Origin of the sequence: Klebsiella sp. K5-45, from assembly GCF_030128605.1 — a bacterium.
Taxonomy (GTDB): Bacteria; Pseudomonadota; Gammaproteobacteria; order Enterobacterales; family Enterobacteriaceae; genus Klebsiella; species Klebsiella quasipneumoniae.
The window spans coordinates 194201-215883 of record NZ_JAKUZW010000002.1 but is presented as its reverse complement, the minus strand read 5'-3'; the positions used below and the strand labels follow the sequence as shown (position 1 = coordinate 215883).

18 protein-coding genes and 1 riboswitch are annotated in these 21683 nt (G+C 56.7%); of the genes, 10 read left to right on the top strand and 8 right to left on the bottom strand.

What is annotated here, in order from left to right:
- Positions 1 to 23 precede the first annotated feature (23 nt).
- The gene (gene oxlT, locus MKS11_RS05005) at positions 24 to 1280 is read right to left on the bottom strand and encodes an oxalate/formate MFS antiporter (RefSeq protein WP_064177819.1); all 1257 of its coding nucleotides are present in this window, start codon (positions 1278 to 1280) and stop codon (positions 24 to 26) included.
- Between the two features lie 475 nt (positions 1281 to 1755).
- A riboswitch (guanidine-I (ykkC/yxkD leader) is annotated at positions 1756 to 1854 on the top strand.
- A gap of 56 nt (positions 1855 to 1910) precedes the next feature.
- On the opposite strand from oxlT, the gene MKS11_RS05000 reads away from it, so the two are divergent.
- The 7 genes from MKS11_RS05000 to atzF all read left to right on the top strand — a co-directional run bounded on the left by MKS11_RS05000 (position 1911) and on the right by atzF (position 11526).
- Entirely contained in the window at positions 1911 to 2969 is a 1059-nt protein-coding gene (locus MKS11_RS05000; protein WP_048324232.1) for a putative urea ABC transporter substrate-binding protein, read from the top strand.
- Between the two features lie 24 nt (positions 2970 to 2993).
- A complete protein-coding gene (locus tag MKS11_RS04995; RefSeq protein WP_023318280.1) occupies positions 2994 to 3809 on the top strand; it encodes an ABC transporter permease in 816 nt (271 codons plus the stop codon).
- Positions 3806 to 4582 carry an ABC transporter ATP-binding protein gene (locus tag MKS11_RS04990; protein WP_284109428.1) on the top strand — a complete coding sequence of 259 codons (777 nt, stop codon included), beginning with the start codon at positions 3806 to 3808 and terminating at the stop codon, positions 4580 to 4582. The genes MKS11_RS04995 and MKS11_RS04990 overlap by 4 nt, the downstream gene beginning before the upstream one ends.
- 4 nt (positions 4583 to 4586) lie before the next feature.
- Positions 4587 to 5315, top strand: coding sequence for an urea amidolyase associated protein UAAP1 (locus MKS11_RS04985; protein WP_087771753.1), 729 nt, complete (start codon positions 4587 to 4589; stop codon positions 5313 to 5315).
- Between the two features lie 10 nt (positions 5316 to 5325).
- Positions 5326 to 5961, top strand: coding sequence for an urea amidolyase associated protein UAAP2 (locus MKS11_RS04980; protein ID WP_017900291.1), 636 nt, complete (start codon positions 5326 to 5328; stop codon positions 5959 to 5961).
- Positions 5962 to 6127: 166 nt separating this feature from the next.
- Complete coding sequence (uca, locus tag MKS11_RS04975) at positions 6128 to 9733, top strand: urea carboxylase (protein WP_087771752.1); 3606 nt, start codon at positions 6128 to 6130, stop codon at positions 9731 to 9733.
- A complete protein-coding gene (gene atzF, locus MKS11_RS04970) occupies positions 9730 to 11526 on the top strand; it encodes an allophanate hydrolase (protein ID WP_284109427.1) in 1797 nt (598 codons plus the stop codon). The genes uca and atzF overlap by 4 nt, the downstream gene beginning before the upstream one ends.
- A gap of 42 nt (positions 11527 to 11568) precedes the next feature.
- Here the strand turns inward: atzF and MKS11_RS04965 are convergent, their stop codons facing one another.
- Entirely contained in the window at positions 11569 to 12207 is a 639-nt protein-coding gene (locus MKS11_RS04965; protein ID WP_012968198.1) for a hypothetical protein, read from the bottom strand.
- A gap of 534 nt (positions 12208 to 12741) precedes the next feature.
- On the opposite strand from MKS11_RS04965, the gene MKS11_RS04960 reads away from it, so the two are divergent.
- Complete coding sequence (locus tag MKS11_RS04960; RefSeq protein ID WP_043519573.1) at positions 12742 to 13533, top strand: HAD-IIB family hydrolase; 792 nt, start codon at positions 12742 to 12744, stop codon at positions 13531 to 13533.
- Positions 13534 to 13717: 184 nt separating this feature from the next.
- Positions 13718 to 14338 (top strand): LysE family translocator, encoded by a 621-nt coding sequence (locus tag MKS11_RS04955; RefSeq protein ID WP_087771751.1) that lies wholly within the window; start codon positions 13718 to 13720, stop codon positions 14336 to 14338.
- A 51-nt stretch (positions 14339 to 14389) separates the two neighbouring features.
- Here the strand turns inward: MKS11_RS04955 and MKS11_RS04950 are convergent, their stop codons facing one another.
- From MKS11_RS04950 to MKS11_RS04925, 6 genes are all read right to left on the bottom strand, one after another.
- Entirely contained in the window at positions 14390 to 15016 is a 627-nt protein-coding gene (locus tag MKS11_RS04950) for a helix-turn-helix transcriptional regulator (protein ID WP_032456064.1), read from the bottom strand.
- 135 nt (positions 15017 to 15151) lie between these two features.
- A complete protein-coding gene (locus MKS11_RS04945; RefSeq protein WP_032456063.1) occupies positions 15152 to 15664 on the bottom strand; it encodes a fimbrial protein in 513 nt (170 codons plus the stop codon).
- A 10-nt stretch (positions 15665 to 15674) separates the two neighbouring features.
- Positions 15675 to 16682, bottom strand: coding sequence for a fimbrial protein (locus tag MKS11_RS04940; protein WP_032456062.1), 1008 nt, complete (start codon positions 16680 to 16682; stop codon positions 15675 to 15677).
- 34 nt (positions 16683 to 16716) lie between these two features.
- Positions 16717 to 19251, bottom strand: a complete 2535-nt coding sequence (locus MKS11_RS04935) for a fimbria/pilus outer membrane usher protein (protein ID WP_077258593.1) — start codon at positions 19249 to 19251, stop codon at positions 16717 to 16719.
- Between the two features lie 28 nt (positions 19252 to 19279).
- On the bottom strand, positions 19280 to 19957 hold the full coding sequence (locus MKS11_RS04930) for a molecular chaperone (RefSeq protein WP_087771748.1): 678 nt from the start codon (positions 19955 to 19957) through the stop codon (positions 19280 to 19282).
- Between the two features lie 57 nt (positions 19958 to 20014).
- On the bottom strand, positions 20015 to 20545 hold the full coding sequence (locus tag MKS11_RS04925) for a fimbrial protein (protein WP_064183388.1): 531 nt from the start codon (positions 20543 to 20545) through the stop codon (positions 20015 to 20017).
- Positions 20546 to 20986: 441 nt separating this feature from the next.
- On the opposite strand from MKS11_RS04925, the gene MKS11_RS04920 reads away from it, so the two are divergent.
- Positions 20987 to 21646 (top strand): winged helix-turn-helix transcriptional regulator, encoded by a 660-nt coding sequence (locus MKS11_RS04920; protein ID WP_087771746.1) that lies wholly within the window; start codon positions 20987 to 20989, stop codon positions 21644 to 21646.
- The last annotated feature ends 37 nt before the right edge of the window (positions 21647 to 21683 follow it).

Sequence of the window (21683 nt, the reverse complement as noted above, 5' to 3'; positions counted from 1 at the left end):
GTCACTTCTGTCCGGCCGGGCGATCAGCTATGTTGGCGGATAAAGCGCGCGCGCCACGGTTTTAGCACCCACAGCGCGAGGGCAGCGGTGATAAAATCCAGACCAATGGCGCAGCTGAAAACCACATGCCAGCCGTGGGTGTACTGATAGAGCAGAGCCGCCAGCGGGCCGCCGAAGATGGACCCGATGCCCTGCGAAATATACAGCCAGCCATAGTTGCTGGCGGCATGTTCGCTGCCAAAGGTATCAGTGAGCGTCGACGGGAAGAGCGAGAAGATCTCCCCCCAGCCAAAGAACACCACCCCGGAGAGCAGGACAAACAGCAGCGGATCTTCCCGGCACGCCAGCCAGAGCGTCATCGCCACTCCCTCCAGCGCAAAGGCGATAAACATGGTTTGCTCGCGGCCGAAGCGGTCGGAAATAAAACCAAACAGCGGCCGGGTTAAGCCGTTGGTGAAGCGGTCTATCGTTAACGCCAGCGGCAGCGCCGCCATGCCAAACACCACCGCCTGGCTAATGCCGAAGTCCTCGGCGAACACCGCCATCTGCGAGGTGACCATCAGCCCGGAAGTCGACATCATCGCCATCATGGCAAACATCAGCCAGAACAGCGGCTGGCGCAGCATTTCCCGGGAGGTAAACGATCTGCTGCTCTGCGCCACCGTCTGGCTGACGGGCAGGGAGACAGCAGGCGGCGGCAGCTTCAGCCCCTGACTGGCGAGGAAGCCGACGAGGGCGAAAAGGATCCCGAAAGTTGTCAGCGTGTGTTCAAGGCCGTTAGTGGTCAGCGACAGGGAGATGGGGAAAGTGGTTATGATCGCCCCCATCCCGTAGCCCGCCGCCACCGCGCCGGCGGCAAAACCCCGCTGCCTTGGGAACCATTTAACCATCAGGCCGACAACGCCGATATAGACGATCCCGGTCCCGAGGCCGCCCATGCAGCCATAAACCAGCCACAGCGTCGCCAGGCTCTTCACCTGCGCAGAAAGCACCCAGCTCATTCCGGCCATCACCGTGCCGATAGCGATCAGCCGCCGTGGGCCAAATTTTTCCACTAACCGCCCCTGAAAGGGCGAAAAGAAGGTCTGGAGGATGATCAGCAGCGAGAAGGTGACCTGCAGCTCGGGCAGACCGACGCCCAGCCTGGCGGCCAGGGGTTTCGTCAGCAGCGTCCAGACATATTGCGGGCTGGAGATGGCGGCCATACAGATCAAGCCCAGCACCAGCTGGCGCCATTTGCCATATTTCGGGGTAACCAACGGTTCGCTGAGTGTCGTCATGTTGTTCTCCGTTTTCAGTTAACAGACTTCCGTGAAACGCATTCACCCTGGATGCCTCACGGAAAGGGGAAGGTGGCGACCGCAGAGTGACGACGTGTTGTGGCCATACGGCATACGATCTTGTCCACATCGCGGTATACAAGCGCACAGCATTAAACGTGCCACCTAAAATAATCATTTATATTCAAGATATTAATGTGATGAGGTGGGATCTGAAGGGATGCGGCATGGTGAGCAAGCGGCACTGAGGCGGTGCAAATGCGTGATTGCGGTGCGCGGGGAAACACGCCGATATGCGGGAAGGCATGCTTATCTTTCCTGCACCAAAGCCATGCAATGCCCCACTTTTACTCCCCATTTTTGGGAGGCGATGCCCCGGTTGGCGGTAAATCGCTGATGGAACGGCTATCTGGCTCCTGGCATGGTGCTTGCCAGAACATCGGCAGAAAGCAGCGCAACAGACAATTCAGATCACACAATAGCTGGCTAGGGTTCCGGTTCACCGCGGTGAACGTCTGGTCCGAGAGCTGGCGACCTCGGCGAGGTTACACGGCGGGATAAAAGCCCGGGAGACAGCAGCACCGTTGGGTGTCGCGCTGCTCCGTTTCTCGTGCTAACTAGAGGTCCACCATGAAAACATCGCCGCTCCTCCGCTCACTCGTCCTGTCGCTGACGCTGCTGACCAGCGTCCCGTCCTTTGCCGCCGTCAAAAAAGAGTTCAACGTCTGCTGGACCATCTACGCCGGCTGGATGCCCTGGGGCGCCATCAGCAATGAAAAGATCATTGATAAATGGGCCAGCAAATACGGCATCAAAATCAATATCGTTCAGCTCAACGATTACATCGAATCCATCAACCAGTACACCGCCGGGCAGTTTGACGGCTGCACGATGACCAACATGGACGCGTTGACGATCCCGGCGGCGGGCGGTGTCGACAGTACGGCGCTGATCACCGGCAGCTACTCCGACGGTAACGACGGGGTAGTCCTCAAAGGGGCGGATAAAAAGCTCAGCGACCTGAAAGGAATGTCGGTGTATCTCCCGGAGCTGTCGGTATCCCACTATCTGCTGGTGCGCGGCCTGGAAAAAGCCGGGCTGCAGGAAAAAGACGTCAAGGTGGTGAATACCTCCGATGCCGATATCGTCTCGGCCTTCGGCACCAGCGGCGTGCGGGCGGCGGTGGCCTGGAATCCACAGCTGTCGGTTATCAAAAAGACCCCGCAAACCAGCGAAGTGTTTAGCTCCTCGCAGGTGCCCGGCGAGCTTATCGACATGATGGTGGTGAATACCCAGACCCTAAAAGATAACCCCGCGCTGGGCAAAGCCCTGACCGGCGCCTGGTTTGAAATGATGGCCAAAATGAAGGCCGGGGATAGCCAGGCGTTGAGCGCTATGGCCGCCGACGCCGGTACCGATCTTGCCGGCTACCAGGCGCAGCTGAAAACCACCCATCTGTTCTGGACGCCTGCCGACACCCTGGCGTTTATCTCCTCGCCGGATCTGGCGAAAACCATGCAGCGAGTGGCGCAGTTCTCGTTCGATAAAGGCCTGCTGGGTGAAGGGGCGCAGAGCGCGGACTTTATCGGCATGACCTTTCCGGGAAATGTCACCCTCGGCGATGCCGCCAACCGCAAACTGCGCTTTGACGACAGCTACCTGAAGCTGGCCGCCGCGGGCCAGCTCTAATGATTGCCGCCGGGAGACCACGCCATGCGCCACATTAACCGTTATCCCCAAAAGGGGATGCGCCTGACGCTGATGCTGCTGCCTTTTGTCGTGCTGATCGCCGCCTGGTTTATGGGATCGGCGGTGCGGCTGGAAGCCAATCCGCAGGACAAGTTGCTGCCAGGCCTGTCGCAGATGGTGGCAGCCATTGACCGGATGGCGTTCACCCCGGACAAACGCAGCGGCGAGTATCTGCTGTGGGCCGATACGCTGATCAGCCTGAGCCGTCTGCTGACGGGCCTGGCCGTCTCGTCGCTGATCGGCCTCGGCATCGGCATCGCCGCCGGCGTCTTCCCGATGTACCGCGCGGCGCTGTCGCCGCTGCTGACGGTAGTGTCAATGATCCCGCCGCTGGCGATCCTGCCGGTGCTGTTTATCGTCTTTGGCCTGGATGAGCTATCGAAAGTGATGCTGATCGTCATCGGTATTACGCCGATGCTGGCGCGCGACCTGGAGCAGCGGGCGCAGGAGATCCCGGCGGAGCTGTTTATTAAGGCGCAGACCCTCGGCGCCAATAGCTGGACCCTGGTGCTGCGGGTGGTGCTTCCCCAGCTGCTGTCGCGGCTGATTACCTCCCTGCGCCTGCTGCTGGGCTCGGCATGGCTGTTCCTCATCTCCGCCGAGGCCATCTCCGCCACCGCCGGGCTGGGGTACCGCATTTTCCTGGTGCGGCGCTATATGGCGATGGACGTGATTATTCCCTATGTCATCTGGATCACTTTGCTGGCATGGCTGATGGATCTGGCGCTGCGCCAGCTGCACAAGGCCTGTTTCCCGTGGGCGGAAGGAGGTCGGGGATGAGTTTTATCGACATCAAAAACATCTGGCAGGAGTACGGCGACCACGTGGTGCTGGAGCGCATCAATCTGCAGGTGAAAGAGGGCGAGTTTTGCTCGATGGTCGGTGCGTCCGGCTGTGGTAAATCGACCTTTCTGCGCCTGCTGCTCGGTCAGGAAAAACCGACCCGTGGTGCCATCCTGCTCGACGGCCAGCCGCTGGCGGCGGAGCCGGACCGCAGTCGTGGTGTGGTCTTCCAGCGCTATTCGGTGTTTCCGCATCTCAACGTGCTGGATAACGTCGCCATCGGCCTGGAGCTGCCGGCGTCCCCGCTGCTGGGGCGCCTGTTTGGCGGCAGAAAGCGCGAGGCCCGGCAACAGGCCCAGCGGATGCTGGAGAAAGTGGGCCTGGGACACGCCCTGGATAAATACCCGGCGCAGCTCTCGGGCGGGATGCAACAGCGGCTGGCCATTGCCCAGGTGTTCGTGATGCAGCCGCGGGTGCTGCTGCTGGACGAGCCCTTCGGCGCGCTGGATCCCGGCATTCGCAAGGATATGCATGCGCTGCTGCTCCAGCTGTGGAGCGAAACGCGCATGACGGTGTTTATGGTCACCCACGACCTGGCGGAAGGCTTCAACCTCGGCACGAGGCTGCTGGTGTTCGACAAAGTGCGCATCGACCCGCAGGCGCCCAACGCCTGGGGAGCGCGTATTACCTACGACATCCCGCTCAATGAAGCGCGGATGGCACAGCTGGCCGCCGGTAGCGACACCAACGTTTACGCATTAAGGAGATAAATTGATGACTGAACAGCTTCACTCCACCCCCAGCCTGCGCGAAGAGCAGCTTCCCGGCGGGGCGCACACCTCGCTGATTTTGCGCAAAGGGCAGATCCTGCGCCTGACCGATATCGACGGCGGGGCGAACGTCAGCATGATGATGCTCAACCCCCATGAGAAAAGTGAGCGCCTGAACCTGCCGGATACCCTCAAGGGGCAGCATACCGCGCGTCTGACCGCCGGGCACTGTTTCTACTCCGATATGGGCCGGGTGCTCGCCGGGATCGTCGCCGACAGCTGCGGCTGGCACGATCCGTTCGGCGGGGTCCTTAACGCCGAAGAGACGCACGACAAATATGGCGCCGGACGCTACCAGGAATTACGCAATGGCTTCTACCGCAACGGCGTCGATAACCTGCTGGTGGAGATGGGTAAATGGGATCTCGGTCTGGAAGATCTGCTGATGGTGGTCAACTTCTTCAGCAAAGTCACCGTCGATGACCAGGGGCGCTTTCACTTTGTCTCCGGCAACAGCCGCGCCGGGGATTACGTGGAACTGTATGCCCCGATGGACGTCCTGCTGGTGCTCACCGCGCTGCCGCATCCCCAGGATCCGGCCACCGAGTATGCCCCCCGTCCGGTGCAGCTGAGCTGGTATCAGGCCGACGATGAAGACGCAGCCACCCAGGCGCTCCTGACCCGCGATGAGAACCAGCGCGCGTTCCGCAATACCCAACTTTTTGCCCTGTAAGGAGGCGTTTATGACCCTTATCACCAGTAACCGACGCCCGGAAGAGGCCGTCTATCGCCATGTGATCCCCGCCGGGGAGCCGTGGCTGTTTGAGGTAAAAAAAGGGCAAACCCTGCGCCTGCTCGATCTCGAAGGCAACCAGGCGATTGATACCCTGTTTTACAACGCCGACAACCCGCGCGAGCGCTACGATGCGCAGCGCACGCTGCGCCGCCAGGGTAACGCCTACCTGACCGCCGGCAGCGTGCTCTATTCCAATCTTGGTCATCCGCTGATGACCATCGTGGCCGATACCTGCGGGCGGCACGATACCCTCGGCGGCGCCTGCGCCCAGGAGAGCAACACCGTGCGCTACGCTCTCGACAAGCGCTATATGCACAGCTGCCGGGACAATTTTCTCTGCGCCTGTCTGCACGATGGCCGTCTGCATAAACGCGATATCGGCGCCAACATTAACTTCTTTATGAACGTGCCGGTGACGCCGGAGGGGGGTCTGACCTTCGAGGATGGCATCTCGGCGGCGGGAAAATACGTGGAACTGCGCGCGGAGTGTAACGCCATGGTGCTGATCTCCAACTGCCCGCAGCTCAACAATCCCTGCAACGGCTGGAACCCGACCCCAGCCGAGGTGCTGGTATGGAACTGACCCGCTGGCAGCGCTGGCGTTTGCTGGCCTTTCGGCTGTTCGCCGTTCGCGCCGACCGCCTGAACCACACGCCGACGCGCCACCTTTAAGCGCCGGCTCTCCCGGGGACGACCTCAGGGGAAGACGAATTGTTGCGGGACGACCCGCTTCGCTGTGAGTTCCGCTTATGTTTGATACCTTACTGATTGCTAACCGCGGGGCGATTGCCTGCCGCATTCTGCGCACCCTGCGCGCCATGCAGGTGAAGGGCGTCGCCGTTTACGCCGAAGCCGACCTGAGCAGTCTGCACGTCCGCGAAGCGGATGAGGCGCTCAGCCTTGGCGAGGGGCCGGCAGCGCAAACCTATCTGATGGTAGAGAAGATCATTGCCGCCGCGCTGCAGAGCGGCGCCCGCGCTATCCATCCCGGTTACGGCTTTCTGTCGGAAAACGCCGCCTTCGCCGAAGCCTGTGAGGCGGCGGGACTGGCGTTTGTTGGCCCGACTCCGCAACAGCTGCGAACCTTCGGCCTGAAGCATACCGCCCGCGCCCTGGCGAAGGCGGAAGGCGTTCCGCTGCTGGAAGGCAGCGAACTGCTGGCCGACAGTGAGGAAGCCTGCCGGGCGGCTGAGGCGGTGGGCTACCCGGTGATGCTCAAGAGCACGGCGGGCGGCGGAGGGATTGGCATGCGCGTCTGCCGCGACGCCCGCGAACTGAGCGAGGCGTTTGCCACGGTACAGCGGTTGGGGCAAAACAACTTCAGCGACGCCGGGGTGTTTCTCGAAAAATATATCGAACGCGCCCGCCATCTGGAGGTGCAAATCTTCGGCGACGGGAAGGGGGAAGTTATCGCCCTCGGCGTGCGCGACTGCTCGCTGCAGCGACGTAACCAGAAAGTGATTGAAGAGACCCCGGCGCCAAATCTGCCGGACGGGATGGCGCAGGCGCTGTGTAGCGCGGCCATTGCCCTTGGAAAAGCAGTGAACTACCGCAGCGCCGGGACGGTGGAGTTTGTCTACGACAGCGCGGCGCAGCGTTTCTATTTCCTCGAGGTCAATACCCGGCTGCAGGTGGAGCACGGCGTGACGGAGCAGGTGTGGGGCGTGGACCTGGTGCACTGGATGATCGCCCTGGCGGCAGGGGATTTACCGCCGCTGAGCGAGCTGGCCGCCGGGCTACAGCCCCGGGGCCATGCTATTCAGGCGCGAATTTACGCCGAAGATCCTGGCCGCCAGTTTCAGCCTTCTCCCGGAATGTTAACCGACGTCTGGTTTCCATCGGCGGACGGCGCCACCCTGCGCATCGATCGCTGGGTGGAGGCCGGGTGTGAGGTGCCGCCGTTTTTCGACCCGCTGTTGGCGAAAGCTATCGTCTGGCGCCCCAGCCGCGATGAGGCGATCGCCGGCCTGGCGCAGGCTCTGGCGGAGACCCGCCTGTACGGCGTCGAAACCAACCGCCAGTACCTGCAGCAGATCCTCAGCTTTGCGCCGTTTACTGCCGGAGAACCCTGGACCCGCTGTCTGGAGCAGTTGCGCTACCGGGCCGATACCGTGGAGGTTCTGAGCGCCGGCACCCAGACCAGCGTCCAGGACTACCCGGGACGTCTGGGGTACTGGGCGGTGGGTGTACCGCCCTCGGGACCGATGGATGACCGGGCGCTGCGCCTGGGCAACCGTCTGCTGGGCAATGCCGAGGGCGAAGCTGCGCTGGAGATCACCCTTAGCGGACCCACCCTGAAATTTAATACCGCCGTACAGGCGGTGGTCTGCGGCGCGCCGCTGGCCGTAACGCTCGACGGCGTCGACCAGGAGATGGACTGCGTATTCACTATTCCGGCGGGGGCGACCCTCAGGCTGGGGGCAATAAGCGGGCCTGGGGTCAGAAGCTATCTTTGCCTGCGCGGCGGTATTCAGGTACCGGATTATTTGGGCAGTAAAAGCACCTTTACCCTCGGTCAGTTTGGCGGCCACGGCGGACGGGCGCTGCGCGCCGGCGACGTGCTGCATATTGCACCTCCGGCTGAGACCACGGAAAGCGCGGCGCTTCCTGCAGGGTTGCGCACTGAGCTTGCGGCAGTGCGAACGCTGCGGGTGATCTATGGTCCCCACGGCGCGCCGGAGTTCTTTGCCCCGGCGTATATGGCGACCTTTTTTGCCACCGACTGGGAGGTGCATTTTAACTCCAGCCGCACCGGCGTGCGCCTGATCGGGCCCAAGCCGGTCTGGGCCCGCGACAGCGGCGGCGAAGCCGGGCTGCATCCGTCGAATATTCATGACAACCCCTATGCCGTGGGGGCGGTGGATTTTACCGGCGATATGCCGGTGATCCTCGGGCCGGACGGCCCAAGCCTCGGGGGCTTCGTCTGCCCGGTGACGGTGATCGAAGCCGATCTCTGGCAACTGGGCCAGCTTAAGGCGGGGGATAAAGTGCGCTTTGTGGCGGTGGACGTCCCCACCGCCCGGCGGCTGGCGGCAGGCCGTCGCGCGGAGCTGGCGACTCTGCAGGCGCAGGACGTTGCCTGGCGGCCTGTGCCGCTTACCTCGCCGGTGGTGATGACCTGCGGCAACGCTGACAAACGCCTGGTGGCGCGCCTCTCCGGCGATACCCATCTGCTGCTGGAGGCCGGTGAGGCGGAGCTGGATCTGGTGCTGCGCTTTCGCATCCATGCCCTGATGCAGGCCCTTGAGGAGCAAGCCCGGGAAGGGATCATTGATATCACACCGGGGATCCGCTCCCTGCAGCTGCATTACCAGCCGGAAACGCTGGCGCTGGAGAACTTGCTGGCGTGGGTCAGCGGGGAGTGGGCCACGGTCTGCATGAGCGACGATCTGCAGGTGCCAACACGGGTGGTGCATCTCCCGCTCTCCTGGGACGATCCCGCCTGCCGCAAGGCGATCGACAAATATATGACCACCGTCCGCCCGGACGCCCCCTGGTGCCCAAGCAACCTCGAGTTTATTCGCCGGATAAACGATCTCCCGGATGAGCAGGCAGTGTGGCAAACGGTGTTTGACGCCAGCTATCTGGTGATGGGGCTCGGCGATGTCTATCTCGGCGCACCGGTGGCTACCCCCCTTGATCCGCGCCATCGGCTGGTCACCACCAAATACAACCCGGCGCGAACCTGGACGGCGGAAAACTCGGTGGGCATCGGCGGGGCGTATCTGTGCGTCTACGGCATGGAGGGCCCGGGCGGCTATCAGTTTGTCGGCCGCACCCTGCAGATGTGGAGTCGCTATCACGAGGTGGCTGATTTTGCTGGCAAGCCCTGGCTGCTGCGCTTTTTCGACCAGTTGCGTTTCTATCCGGTCTCGGCGGAGGAACTGCTGGAGATTCGCCGCGATTTCCCGCTCGGACGCTACCCGCTGCGCATCGAGCACAGCACGCTGCGGCTGGCGGAGTACCAGCAGTTTCTCGCTCGCGAGGCGCAGAGCATTAGCGCATTTCGCGACCATCAGCAGCGGGCGTTTAACGACGAGCGCGAGCGCTGGATCGCCAGCGGCCAGGCTCATTTCGACAGTCAGGAGAGCGTGACAGAAGAGGCGGGCGAGGCGCCGCTGCAGCCGGGGGAGCAGGGGGTGGAAAGCCCGGTATCCGGTAATCTGTGGCAGGTACAGACCGCGGTGGGCCGCCAGGTACGTGCCGGCGATGTGCTGGTGGTGCTTGAGTCGATGAAAATGGAGATCCCGCTGTTGGCGCCGTGCGATGGCAGGGTTCAGCAGGTCAATGTGCAGCCAGGCAGCGCGGTGCGTGCCGGGCAGCGGGTGGCAGTGATTATTGAGGAGAAGGCATGATGCAGCAGACGTTTGATTTACGCCTGGCGACCCTGGCGGCGAACTATCGTAACGGCAACACCACCCCGCGCGCCCTGCTGGCGGCGATCCGCCAGCGGGCGGAAGCGCTGAATCCCGAGTTTAATCTGTTTATTCATCTCCTGAGCGAAGCGGAGCAGGCGCCGTTTCTGGCGGCGCTGGAAGGCCATTCGCCAGAGACGCTCCCGCTGTACGGGGTGCCGTTCGCGATCAAAGATAATATTGACCTTGCGGAGATCGTCACCACCGCTGCCTGTCCGGCGTTTGCTTACCGGCCGACGCAAAGCGCGACCATTGTCGCTCAGCTGATTGCCCTGGGGGCGGTGCCGGTGGGCAAAACCAATCTCGACCAGTTTGCCACCGGCCTGAACGGGACCCGTTCGCCGTATGGCCGCTGCCGCAACGCGTACCATCCCGCTTATCCCTCCGGCGGCTCCAGCGCCGGCTCCGCGCTGGCGGTAGCGCTGGGCGTGGCAAGCTTCGCGCTGGGGACCGACACCGCCGGCAGCGGTCGCGTCCCGGCCGGGCTGAATAACCTGGTGGGGCTGAAAGCGACGAAAGGGGTGATCTCTACCGCTGGAGTGGTACCTGCCTGCCGGACGCTGGACTGCGTGACCTTTTTCAGCGCCACCGCCGACGAGGCCAGCCAGCTGCTGGCGCTGGTTGCCCGATCCGATCAGCAGGATAGCTACAGCCGCCGCAATCCCCAGTGGAACAGCCGTCAGGCCTTCGGCAGGCCGTCCGCCGGGTTTCGCTTTGGCGTCCCGCGGGAGCTTAACTTCCTCGGCTGCCGCGTCAGCGAAGCGCTGTTCGCCCAGGCCGTGCAGCGGCTGACGGCGCTCGGCGGCGTGCCGGTAGCGATCGATTTCGCGCCATTTCTGGCCGCCGCCCGCCTGCTATATGACGGACCATGGGTTGCTGAACGCTATGCGGTGGCTGGCCCGCTGATTGAGCAGCAGCCGGATGCCGTGCTGCCGGTCATTCGCGATGTGCTGGCGAAAGCGCCTGATATCGACGCGACGGCGACTTTTAAGGCGATGTATCAGCTGCAGGGGTGTAAAGCGCAGTGCGATGCCATTCTCGAGACGCTGGACTGCGTGCTGACGCCAACCGTTCCGCGCCCGGTAACGCTCGACGAGCTGGCGGTGGAGCCCATCGCCCGCAATGCCGACCTGGGCTACTACACCAACTTTATGAACCTGCTGGACTATGCGGCGGTGAGCGTGCCGTGCGGGTTTATGCCCGACGGACTTCCCTCCGGCGTCACGTTGTTTGGCCGGGCCTTTACCGATCAGTATTTGCTGAGCCTGGCCGACGCCTTCCAGCGCGCGGAGCGGCTACCGCTGGCAGGCGGCGCGCGGCTGGAAAGCCCGCCGCCTGCGCATCCCGCGGGTCATGATCGGATGGCTCTCGCGGTATGCGGCGCGCATCTGTCCGGCCAGCCGCTGAACGGTCAATTGCTGGCGCGGGGCGGCAGGCTGCTGCAGGCGACCCACAGCGCGCCGCGCTATCGGTTGTATGTCCTTCCGGATGGCAAGCGCCCGGCGATGGTGCGTGACGAGCCAGAGGGGGACGCGATAGCCGTGGAAGTCTGGGAGATCCCCAGCGCCGAGGTGGGGTCGCTGCTGGCCGCCATCCCCGCGCCGCTGGGGCTGGGACAGATTGAGCTGGCCGACGGCCGCTGGGTGACAGGCTTTATTTGCGAAGCCGGAGGGCTGGGCGCGGCCACAGAGATCACTGCCTGGGGCGGCTGGCGTCAGTGGCTGGCCAGGTAAACGGGAAACCCTCTGCGGTAGCGCCGCAGAGGGAACCCTCGCTTATAACGGGCTGTTCTCATCGAGCAGGGTGACGCTCCAGACGCGGGCGTGCGTGTCATCGATGCGATAGTAGCTTTTCACGCTTGCCGTACCGCCGATGGCGTAGCCCACCAGAGCGACAATGTTGAGCTGATGCCCTTGCTTATCGGTAAACGCATAATACTCATCCAGCACATAACCGCTGGCGCTGGCCGCTGATTCCAGACGATCGTCCCTGGCTTTCAGGTCCGGGGTATAGTCGGCGATGGTTTTCCCCACATAGTTTTTGGCGACGTCCTGCTTTTCGTCATCGCTGACGATAAACGCCGCACTGGCAGGAAAGTGCTGAACCACCTCAGCCAGGGTTGGTTTCGGCGCAGCAGAGGGGAATAACGTATGATCGATGGTGTAGGCCTGTAGCCAGCAGGAGAATAACGCCGCTTCCGCCGCACGGCCATCCGGGTCGGAAAGCCCGGGCAGCGCATCGACGGTCTCTCCCGCTTTACGCAGCGCAATGAAATCGGCACAGGAAGAGACCCGTGCCTGATTCTGATCGCTCAACACCAGCGTCAGGGGAGACTGGTTAATCTCAAGCTCGCCCGCCGCCAGCACCGGCGTGCTCAACAATAACGTCACCGCCATACCGATAAAATATTTCATCACATAGCCTCCATGAATATCGTCGTATCCTGATCCGAGGTGACAGGGAAAGCAAGCGATGGATGACGTTTCTTCCGCACGTCCGGGCGATGGCTCCCGGACGCCTGGCGACGGCCGGGGAGGGTTACTGATGGTGTGGGGCTGAGTGGCAAACATGCCGCCAGTCAGCAGGATCGCGCCTTCTCCACGCGCGGCCATCCGCGGAGAGACCGCTTTGATGGCGGCATACCCGGGTATTTATCGACACGGTATGCCAACAGCTGGCGTCATCCCCGCTGTGGCAGGACGAGTTGAAGCGATAAGCAGGGGTTGCCGATGGCGCAGAACGTTGATAGCGCAGGGAAGCGCAAGCCTCGATAGGTTTCTGCTGAATGTAGGGACCAATGAATTAATCTTCGGCCAGATAATGCCCCTGCGGACTTTCTTCGTGCAGTAAGAAGGATCAAATCTCTCGAGTTAATAGAGAATATCAAATGCCAATTCGATATTAACGTTTATCAATAAAGCCATTAATATCACCAGTATGGGGGATTTATGAATTTAATTGATAACGTTAAGAATGAAGAGCTACAGAATATTCGTTTTGTTTTAACTGATATGGATGAAACGCTGACTTATAAGGGCAGACTGCAGGCCCGAACCTATCAGAGTCTGGAAATGCTACAACATGCGGGCATCAAGGTGATTCCGGTAACGGCGGCCTCTGCCGGCTGGGCCGATCAGATGGCGAGAATGTGGCCAGTTGATGGGGTCATCGCTGAAAATGGAGGATTATTTCTTACCAGAAATAACATCGAACATGGTATTAACAGGTACTTCTGGCATGAAGACAAATATCTTCTCAATCGAGAAAAAATCAGCCATATTCTTCTCAAGATTCGCCAGAAATACCCCTGGGTTGAAGTGTCTGACGATCAGGATTTTCGCCTGACGAGTATCGCTTTCAAACTTCCCAAAAATCATGAGCAGACCAGACAGCTCATTGACGAATTAGCGGAAAATAAATGCAGCTATACCATTAATAATCTATGGGTACTGGGGTGGTTAGGGGGGTATGACAAACTCGTCATGAGCAGAAAAGTGTTAAAGCATTTTTACGTACTGGAAGAATCAGATGAACAGGCATCGGTTTTCTACAGTGGTGATTCGCTCAATGATGCCCCCATGTTCAGCTACTACAGCAAAACGTTGGGAATGAACACGATCAATGATATAGCGCAAGTTATACCATCATTGCCGCGCTGGATAAGTCAATTTCCAGGTGGTGAAGGGTTTGTTGATGGCGCTAACAGAATTTTAAATGCTAAAAGGGCAAGTATCCGTTAAGTTGCCTTCTCCGCTCTGGCAGATGGCAACCGGGCAACAGGTCCGGTTGTTGTATGCGTTGGATAGAGAGCCTCATAGGGGACTTCCCGTTATCCAGGCGGACGCCATCCATGTTGAATGGCTCATCATTCTTGTTGCAAAAATGTGAACACTTCAGTAACCTTGTCTCTTTCGGAGACAGGAAATGCTCGTCACGGATTCACTTCTTGCTTACACCCTCGCTGCCACGCTGCTTACCCTGACGCCAGGTCTGGATACTGCTCTTATCCTGCGCACGGCGACCGCTGAAGGTGGACGCAAAGCCTTGCATGCCGCGTTAGGCATTGATCTCGGATGCTTTATCTGGGGCGCCGTGGTGGCCTTTGGGTTAGGGACGCTACTGGCGGTTTCTGAACTGGCTTACACCTTGTTGAAATGGTGCGGCGCGGGCTACCTTTGTTGGCTGGGCATCCAGCTGCTCCTGCGCCCACGCCAGCAATTTAACCCCAACCCGACCGAATCGCATTCCACCAGCAACTGGTTTCTGCGTGGGATGTTGGGGAATGTGCTTAATCCCAAAATGGGCGTCTTCTACGTTTCGTTTTTACCTCAGTTTATCCCCGCCGGGCATTCACCCGTCAGCTGGACCTTTCTGCTGGTCGCTATCCATGTATTGATTGGGACGCTGTGGTCGTTAACGCTGATTACCGCCACTCGCTATGCCGCGGGCATTCTGAAAAAACCGGTCGTAGTGAAATGGATGGATCGGACTACCGGCTGCCTGTTTCTGTTATTCGCCGCGAAGCTGGCGATGAGCCGGCGGTAACCATGCAGGGGCTCGCGCCCCTGTGTCAGTTGCCTTCTCAGCGCATTGGTATCACTGGCTAACTTTTATAAAGCCATTTGGCCAGTCGTTATTTTTTGTCAGTTTATTGAGCAGAAGCATTAGCTCATAATCGTTGCGTAAGTTAAATTTACTCATGACCATATATTTATGCGCATAGACCGTTTTCTCACTGATCATAAGCTCATCGGCAATTTGCGTTACCGACATCCCCTCATATAAACAGATCATGATGCGGATTTGCTGCGGTGACAATTTGGTCGGCTGACAGTCAAAACATGACGCGGGTGACTGTCGATAATTTGTCTGCTGCAGCCGGTGCCAGGCCGTATGTACTGCTCTACGTAACTGTCTCACGGAATGCCGGCGAGAGATAAAGATAATATCCTGAAAGCAAGAGGGGAGCGCAGAGGCTCGCATATCATCATCAACAAAACCAATCACAATGCCTTTTTTTCGCTTCTGTAGTTCAGGGCAGCAAATAAAACATTCGCCTGGACATAATGCCAGCACAATGACGTCTGCTAGCTGAACGCTTTCTGACGTAAAGTTAAAATTGAAATCAACTGTAGTATTGTGTTGGGAAAAGAAATCACTAAAAAAAAAGGTCAGGCCACATTGGAAGAGGGTATCCGACTCTTTTATTACAATATTAACCATTTACCATACCGAAACATATTTATTAAGCGCTCCTGCATTCGGGTAATGATAGACGCAGCACATTATTTCACCCTGTTAGCTTCCTGAAGGGGATGATGACTAACGCGCCTATGACCCTCTATAGCCAGCGCCCCATCAGTTGTATTGCATTGTTAAAACGACGACGGCGCGAATGGAACCTGGTGTCGGCCTTCCCGCCACGGAGGTCACCATGGCTTTCATCGGTATCGTCGCCGTTCTGTCTTCAGCTATATTTTGCGTGATGCTGGATCCGCTGCCCATCAACAGACCCGTTGTGGCATCAGACATCGCAATGGCCACGCGGGTTGCCGTGCCGCTGTTTTGGTAATAATTCACGCCCGCTTCCGGGTCAGGCGTTCCGCTAAAACGGGTCGTCACGCTCAGCGTGCCCGGCGGACAGCGGGTAAACAGGAGATGAAAAGTAACCGGATCGGAAGAAGACCCGGGGGTGAACATGTTTGTTGCTTGGATATTGCCAAGATCAACATTCATATTTTCACTACCACCGTTAAAGACGCAGGGCGCAGCGATAATACGCCCGGTGACTTTGATATCTACATTGTCTGCGGACATTGCAGGTAATACCATTGCGCATGCCATCAGCAAGATTAGTTTATTCATCTTCATTTAACAGCCTTTATTGATAGGTAAGACTCAGCGTTGCGGACGCATTTGCGATGCCGGTGGTTACCGTTGTATTGGTCTGATAGTAGCGTGCGGTTAACGGGAACATCTCCTGGCCGCCATTGGTTCTCTTCAGAACAAGATTATTGCCAAGGATTAGAGGGGTATTGTTATAAACCAGCTGCACGCCAACCCCCTGTGCGACGCCTGCGCTTCCCTGACCGGTTAACGCCAGCACGGTATTATCACTGACGTCAGGATTCTGTGCGCCGGAGAGCATGACGTTAATATTGGCTCCGGCATCACAGTCCAGAATGAGATTCTGCGTTTTCTGCGCATTAGCGGGGGTTAATCCCACCGTAGAACCAAACTCAGTGACCAAAACGTCACCCAGTTCAAATACAATATTCGATGTTGTCACCGCACATGCCACCTGGGTAATAGATCCGGCCCCCGCATTCACGGGAATCTCAGGCGCTTGTTCTCCGCCGAGATATTGCATCGTAAAGGCGACAAACGATGCCAGTTGCCCCGTTACTGAGCCAGAGGTAATATCACCAATCTTCCAGAATTGTATAACTGGCTGATAATCGTGAATAACCAGTTCTCCAGGGTTTGATGACCAACTGGACATTGAAGCGTTACCGCGGTCAATATAATCGGTGCCGCTAAACGTCGACGCGCCTGCTTTGGAGTTCATGTAAAAGCCAAAAGAAATACCCACCCCAGGCACATTGGTTTGATAAACGCGCCGCGCGCCGTACGTCGCGACATAGGGTAAAATAGCGCTTTTCATTCCTGAGCTTGACCCTTCATTGCCGGTGGTGACGCAGGTATAAGCATGTGCTAAGGAACCATATATCTCATTGCTTATTGCTTGCCCAACGGGAACATCGCGCTGAACAATAATATTGCCATAATCCACGGTATAGGGAGAGCCGATGTAAGTATAATCACAACAGAAGCCCGTCAATGGAAACAACAAAGCCAGCATTAATAATGCAGATCGGAAAAGTCGCATATCTATGCACCTGATTTAAAAATTTGGTTCAACGTTAACGGCAAACAGCATTATCGATAATCACATCGTTATTCTGCTTCGTCATGTTTATCGCGTAATAGACCCTGCAGGTGTTTGCGGATTGATTTCCCCATTTCACGATCAGGTTTACCTGGGGATCGAGCCCCGTCAAATACACCTGTCCGCTATCACCAACGATAAAGCTGCTTGGTTCTGCTCCTTCAATGCTGGCCATTGCGCCAAACGGCACTAACTGGCCGTTTCGCTGGGTCAAGGTCATCAACATGCGAACACCGACGCTTGCCCGATAGTTCGCCCTGACAATCGCGCCACGCGTAGGGACCACGGTTTTGACCGTTTGTTCTAACTCAACGTTAGCCGGTAATGTTTCAGTGATTAATGACACATCATTTTTGCGATAAGGCATTAAGTTAGAGGCAACCGTATATCCGCGATAATCGGTTGTCGCTCCAGTCATATTCTGGATGCCTACGCCGGCAGCCCCGGGGGCGGCAATCAGCACGTTGGTTTCGCCCAATGGTTGAGAGAACGTCACGCCATTGGCATGCGCAACCACGCCTCCCTGAATCCCATAGTTCAGACGATCGGTATTTTTGTCATAGCTGTACCCGGCGGTGATTTCACCATAGGTGCCGCGATAATCACCATTCATGTTGCCGGTATAGGCCACGTCGTGAGTGCCGTAACCCTGTTGAATATTCCAGTTGAGCGCATTATTCGGCAGAGCAACACCATTTAACCCAGCGCTGTGTGTCGTACCGTTATTCTTGCTGGCATTCATGCCATAGTTTGCCCATGTCTGCGGCAACAGTTTTTCCAGTGGAATACTGATATTCAGCGCCAGCATCTGGTTTTTATCGTCGCTCTGGGGTGCGCTGTACGTTCCCGCGCCCCCATTCTTACTCAGAGTCCAGGTCAGGCCATAACTAATACTGTGCCAGTAGTTGTTATACCCAACGCTCCATGATTCCATCGCCTTACCTGAGTTCCAGTAATCTTCACGTGCGGCGTTCAGCATCAACGATCCCAGACGGTCTCCCAGCCCCTGGCTCAGCGTCAGCTCAGCACGGTTGCGGCGTCGGTCCTGAAGCGCATGACTGTCACCGTAAGAATCCAGGACCTCTTGCATGCCATAGTAGCCGCTGGTCGAATAGCGGTAGCCGGCAATCGCGAAGTTGGTGCCCGTTGCGGCAAAATTTTTACTGTATCGAGCCCGCCATGATTGCCCCCTGGTTTTCGGCATATTTTGCGGCGTGGACCAGCCCTGGGTGATGTCGCTGGAGATAGCGCCAAAGTCACCCATGTTTTTACCGACGCCCGCGGCGAGCGACTGGTACTTACTCGACTCCTGCAATCCGCCGTAAAACGTAAAGCCGTAGGGCAAGCCGAGAATAACGCTCATCTGAGCAAAGGGCGTTTTGTCCACGCTGCCGTTGTACGAACGATATTGGCCGCCCGTTAACGCATATTTTATTCGGCCTTCACGCTGTAATACGGGAAGGGAGGCAAATGGCACGCTAAAGTGCTGCTCGCTGCCATCAGCCTCTTTAATAGTGACATCAAGATCGCCGGCGCCTCCGGTAGGATACATGTCCGTGATTTCAAAAGCGCCCGGTGCCACAAAGCTCTGGTATATCTGATAGCCATTCTGGCGAATTATCACCTGGGCATTAGTCCGGGCGATCCCACGCACCACTGGGGCATAGCCCTTGAGGGAGTCGGGCAGCATGTCATCATCGGAAGCAAGTTGTCCTCCCCGGAAAGGCATACTGTCGAACACATCTGCCGGGGCAGAGCTGTCACCCAGCGTGAGCTGAGACTTTAACGGGATTATCGTACGTTGAGCATAGGTATAAACCGTCTTCCACGCATCATGACCCTGTGAATCTCGCGACCAGGTGGTGTAGTTTCTTAACCGCCAGGGGCCAATGTTCAGACCAGGACGCAGGTTGGCATACTGATTATCGCTGGTGCTGCTGTTGTTATTTTTGGCCCAGTTATTCGCCCCACTCAGACTGTAGTTGAGCAGGGCGGCGTTAATGCCTTGATCCCAGCGATCCGGTGGCACCGATCCGCGCGCTTGCGCTGAAAGTGCCGCTTGCGGAATGCTCAATACCAGACGTTGCATGGCAAACTGGAAATCCGTACTAGCCTGAGGGATCGCGGACAGGTTCGCACAGGATGTTTCGCCTTTTAACGCGGGAAAAAGTCCAGTCTTCACCCCCCAGCTTTCTAATTGCTCAATGGATAAACAGGGGATTAATTTGTCATCACCGCCAGGCTCTTTCATCAACACAAACCTGATATCGCGGGTATCAACTAACCGATCGTCCAGGACGATATCAACATGATAATCCCCGGGAGCTTGCGCGCCCGATTCAAAACCAGAAAGATCGACTTTTTCTGTCCCCGGATTATCCAGTTCAACCAGTTCTGGGTTAAAAAAATCGCGACTATAGCTATTTTGTGTATTACCGAAGAGCGCGATGGTTATCAATAATGCCAACCGTGGAGACCGTGCTTTTATATAATCCATTGCCATCATCATAAATCCCACTCAGTGTCTTTGCGCCGGTCTACAGACTGGCTTTGTGTTCTGCCCCGGGACTGCCATAATCATTAATAATTTTGAATGTCACTGGCCCGCCCGTTACGCCGGAGGGTAAATCGAACATCGCGGTACTGCCGGGTAATACATAACTGACATCTGGTAATTTTTTACCTGATAGTGAAATCTCGTTAAAATTCATGACATGCTGAGTCGGATTGTTTACCTGTATCTTATTACCAACACGTTGCCAGCGTAGTTTATCGACCTGTTCTCCAGGGGAGGCGCCTTTCATCGCCGCCGGACGGTAGATAAGTTTAATTCTGGTTTTAATGGCAATTTGCAACGTATTGTCAACCTTAGCTGCGGAGGGGATGGCTTTTATATTAAGCCAAAACAAGCTCTCTTTATCCTGAGGTAAGGCTCCGGTGGCAACAATGCGCTCGACGTTTTGTTGGCCATTATTTAGTCGATATAGTGGTGGCGTAATGATAAAAGGCGCCTTTTCGCCAGCCCCCCCAGGTGTTTCGATCCACGACTGGATAAGGTAAGGGGTTTTATCAGGGTTATTTATGCCAATCGAGGCTTCTTTTTTATTACCATCAAAAATGACGCGCGTACCACCAATAACGACACCGGCCTGAGCAACGGATACGCCAATACTCAATATCGTGATGGTAAGCAAGATACTGCCAAGAACATTCATTTTAGACCTCTGAAATATGGGGCCGTATCGACCCCATCAGCATTTCTTGAAAGAAAATTAGTTATATACAATGGAGAAGTTAGCAACAGAGTTGGCCGTACCCGGCGTTACTGATGCCGTGGTGGAGATATATTGCGCATAGAATTTCAGCGTATTGTCCTGGGTACTGCTAAGTATGTAGTTATAGCTGTTCTCACCGTGCAAAGGCAGGTCGACTTTATCGGCGGTCATCAGGTTAATCGCCACCCCTGACGCCGCACTGGAGGTTGATGTATCAATAGCCAGCAGGTTAGGGTTGGTCAGATCGGGGGTGCCATCAAAGCGTACTTTGGTCGAAGTCACCGTGGTTGGGCAGTTTTTAAGTACGATATTAAAATCCTTTGCAGCCGCTTTTGTGCCACTGCTCGGAAATTCAGTTTTATAAAAGTTACCGAGATTGACCTGCTGGTTTTGCGATGCCACATCGACTTCACAGGCAGTATCCAGAATATTGCCGACGAAATTCACGGTGCCAGCGGCAGCAAAAGCGTGAGACATAGACAGCGCTGCAGTTGCGGTCAAGGCAACTAAAACAAGACTTTTTTTCATTACGTTGTTTCCTTATTAACTTTGTTTGCCATTTATATTCAGGCAATAGGGTGCCGATGAGCGTTACACTCTTTTTGTACCAGTACCTTAATTTTCACTGTGCAGCATGGCAGCCATAAATAATTACGGTAAGACCATGAACTGTTCTGCTGACTGGCTAAAATTTATCTAATCATTTTCTTAAACTCAAATGTTTTGTGGGTCTATAAGTAGACTCCCACTTAACGAATAAGCAACATTTCTTCTTTTTTATCATGCTTATTAAGGTCCGGTCTATTTTTAGACTCAAAGGTCATGAGGCACAAAATCAATTACTTAGAGTACATCTTTAGCACGGTCTACTTTTGGACCCTAAACCAATATTTCGCGGTTTCTTCATTTTTAAGATAATTCGTCGGGTCGATCAATAAAGCGATCACCGTAGAGGAATTGAGGCAGCATATGAACACGCGCTTAACCACCCCGGAAAACCAGGACAAATCAATTGCCCTGGAATTAAAACCATTTCGGCACATCGAGACTCTGATAAATCATGTGTTGCCAGCAGCAGAAAGAATAGTGATCGGCAGAGGTGAGGTCGTGCATTATTATAAAGATGATATCCGGCAATGTTTTTTACTATTGCATGGTAGCGTCGCGCTGCACCGTCGCGGCGATGGCATTGTTTTAAATTCTGAATCATCACCGTTTATTCTGGGCGTCAGTAGTCAGTTTTCCTCAGAGCATCTCTATGTGAGAGCGCTGGAGACGTCAGAGATCGCCCGGGTGTCACTGGATTGTTTTAATCACATCGTGGCGCAACTGGATCTATGGGAGCATTTTTCGAAACTCCTGATTTACACGGCCTCCCGGGTGTATGAGCATTGCGCACAAATCTCGCAGATGTCGGCTTATGACATCATCCGCTTTCAGCTTGTTGAACTGATGCAAGAGCCGGATGCGATACGGCAACAAATTACGGCTGCAGCCTATATTAAGAGCCGAACCTATCTTTCACGGAGCGGGATTATGCGAATTCTGGCAGAGCTGCGAACCGGGAACTACATCACCATGGAACGGGGTATACTTCTTGATATCAATCATTTGCCTCGAAAATACTGACGATGAGGATACCCGCATCAGGAAGACAAGCTATAAT

Coding starts and splice junctions, on each gene's coding strand:
- oxlT (WP_064177819.1), bottom strand. CDS start 1,280: ATGACGACACTCAGCGAACCGTTGGTTACCCCGAAATATGGCAAATGG.
- MKS11_RS05000 (WP_048324232.1), top strand. CDS start 1,911: ATGAAAACATCGCCGCTCCTCCGCTCACTCGTCCTGTCGCTGACGCTG.
- MKS11_RS04995 (WP_023318280.1), top strand. CDS start 2,994: ATGCGCCACATTAACCGTTATCCCCAAAAGGGGATGCGCCTGACGCTG.
- MKS11_RS04990 (WP_284109428.1), top strand. CDS start 3,806: ATGAGTTTTATCGACATCAAAAACATCTGGCAGGAGTACGGCGACCAC.
- MKS11_RS04985 (WP_087771753.1), top strand. CDS start 4,587: ATGACTGAACAGCTTCACTCCACCCCCAGCCTGCGCGAAGAGCAGCTT.
- MKS11_RS04980 (WP_017900291.1), top strand. CDS start 5,326: ATGACCCTTATCACCAGTAACCGACGCCCGGAAGAGGCCGTCTATCGC.
- uca (WP_087771752.1), top strand. CDS start 6,128: ATGTTTGATACCTTACTGATTGCTAACCGCGGGGCGATTGCCTGCCGC.
- atzF (WP_284109427.1), top strand. CDS start 9,730: ATGATGCAGCAGACGTTTGATTTACGCCTGGCGACCCTGGCGGCGAAC.
- MKS11_RS04965 (WP_012968198.1), bottom strand. CDS start 12,207: ATGAAATATTTTATCGGTATGGCGGTGACGTTATTGTTGAGCACGCCG.
- MKS11_RS04960 (WP_043519573.1), top strand. CDS start 12,742: ATGAATTTAATTGATAACGTTAAGAATGAAGAGCTACAGAATATTCGT.
- MKS11_RS04955 (WP_087771751.1), top strand. CDS start 13,718: ATGCTCGTCACGGATTCACTTCTTGCTTACACCCTCGCTGCCACGCTG.
- MKS11_RS04950 (WP_032456064.1), bottom strand. CDS start 15,016: ATGGTTAATATTGTAATAAAAGAGTCGGATACCCTCTTCCAATGTGGC.
- MKS11_RS04945 (WP_032456063.1), bottom strand. CDS start 15,664: ATGAAGATGAATAAACTAATCTTGCTGATGGCATGCGCAATGGTATTA.
- MKS11_RS04940 (WP_032456062.1), bottom strand. CDS start 16,682: ATGCGACTTTTCCGATCTGCATTATTAATGCTGGCTTTGTTGTTTCCA.
- MKS11_RS04935 (WP_077258593.1), bottom strand. CDS start 19,251: ATGATGATGGCAATGGATTATATAAAAGCACGGTCTCCACGGTTGGCA.
- MKS11_RS04930 (WP_087771748.1), bottom strand. CDS start 19,957: ATGAATGTTCTTGGCAGTATCTTGCTTACCATCACGATATTGAGTATT.
- MKS11_RS04925 (WP_064183388.1), bottom strand. CDS start 20,545: ATGAAAAAAAGTCTTGTTTTAGTTGCCTTGACCGCAACTGCAGCGCTG.
- MKS11_RS04920 (WP_087771746.1), top strand. CDS start 20,987: ATGAACACGCGCTTAACCACCCCGGAAAACCAGGACAAATCAATTGCC.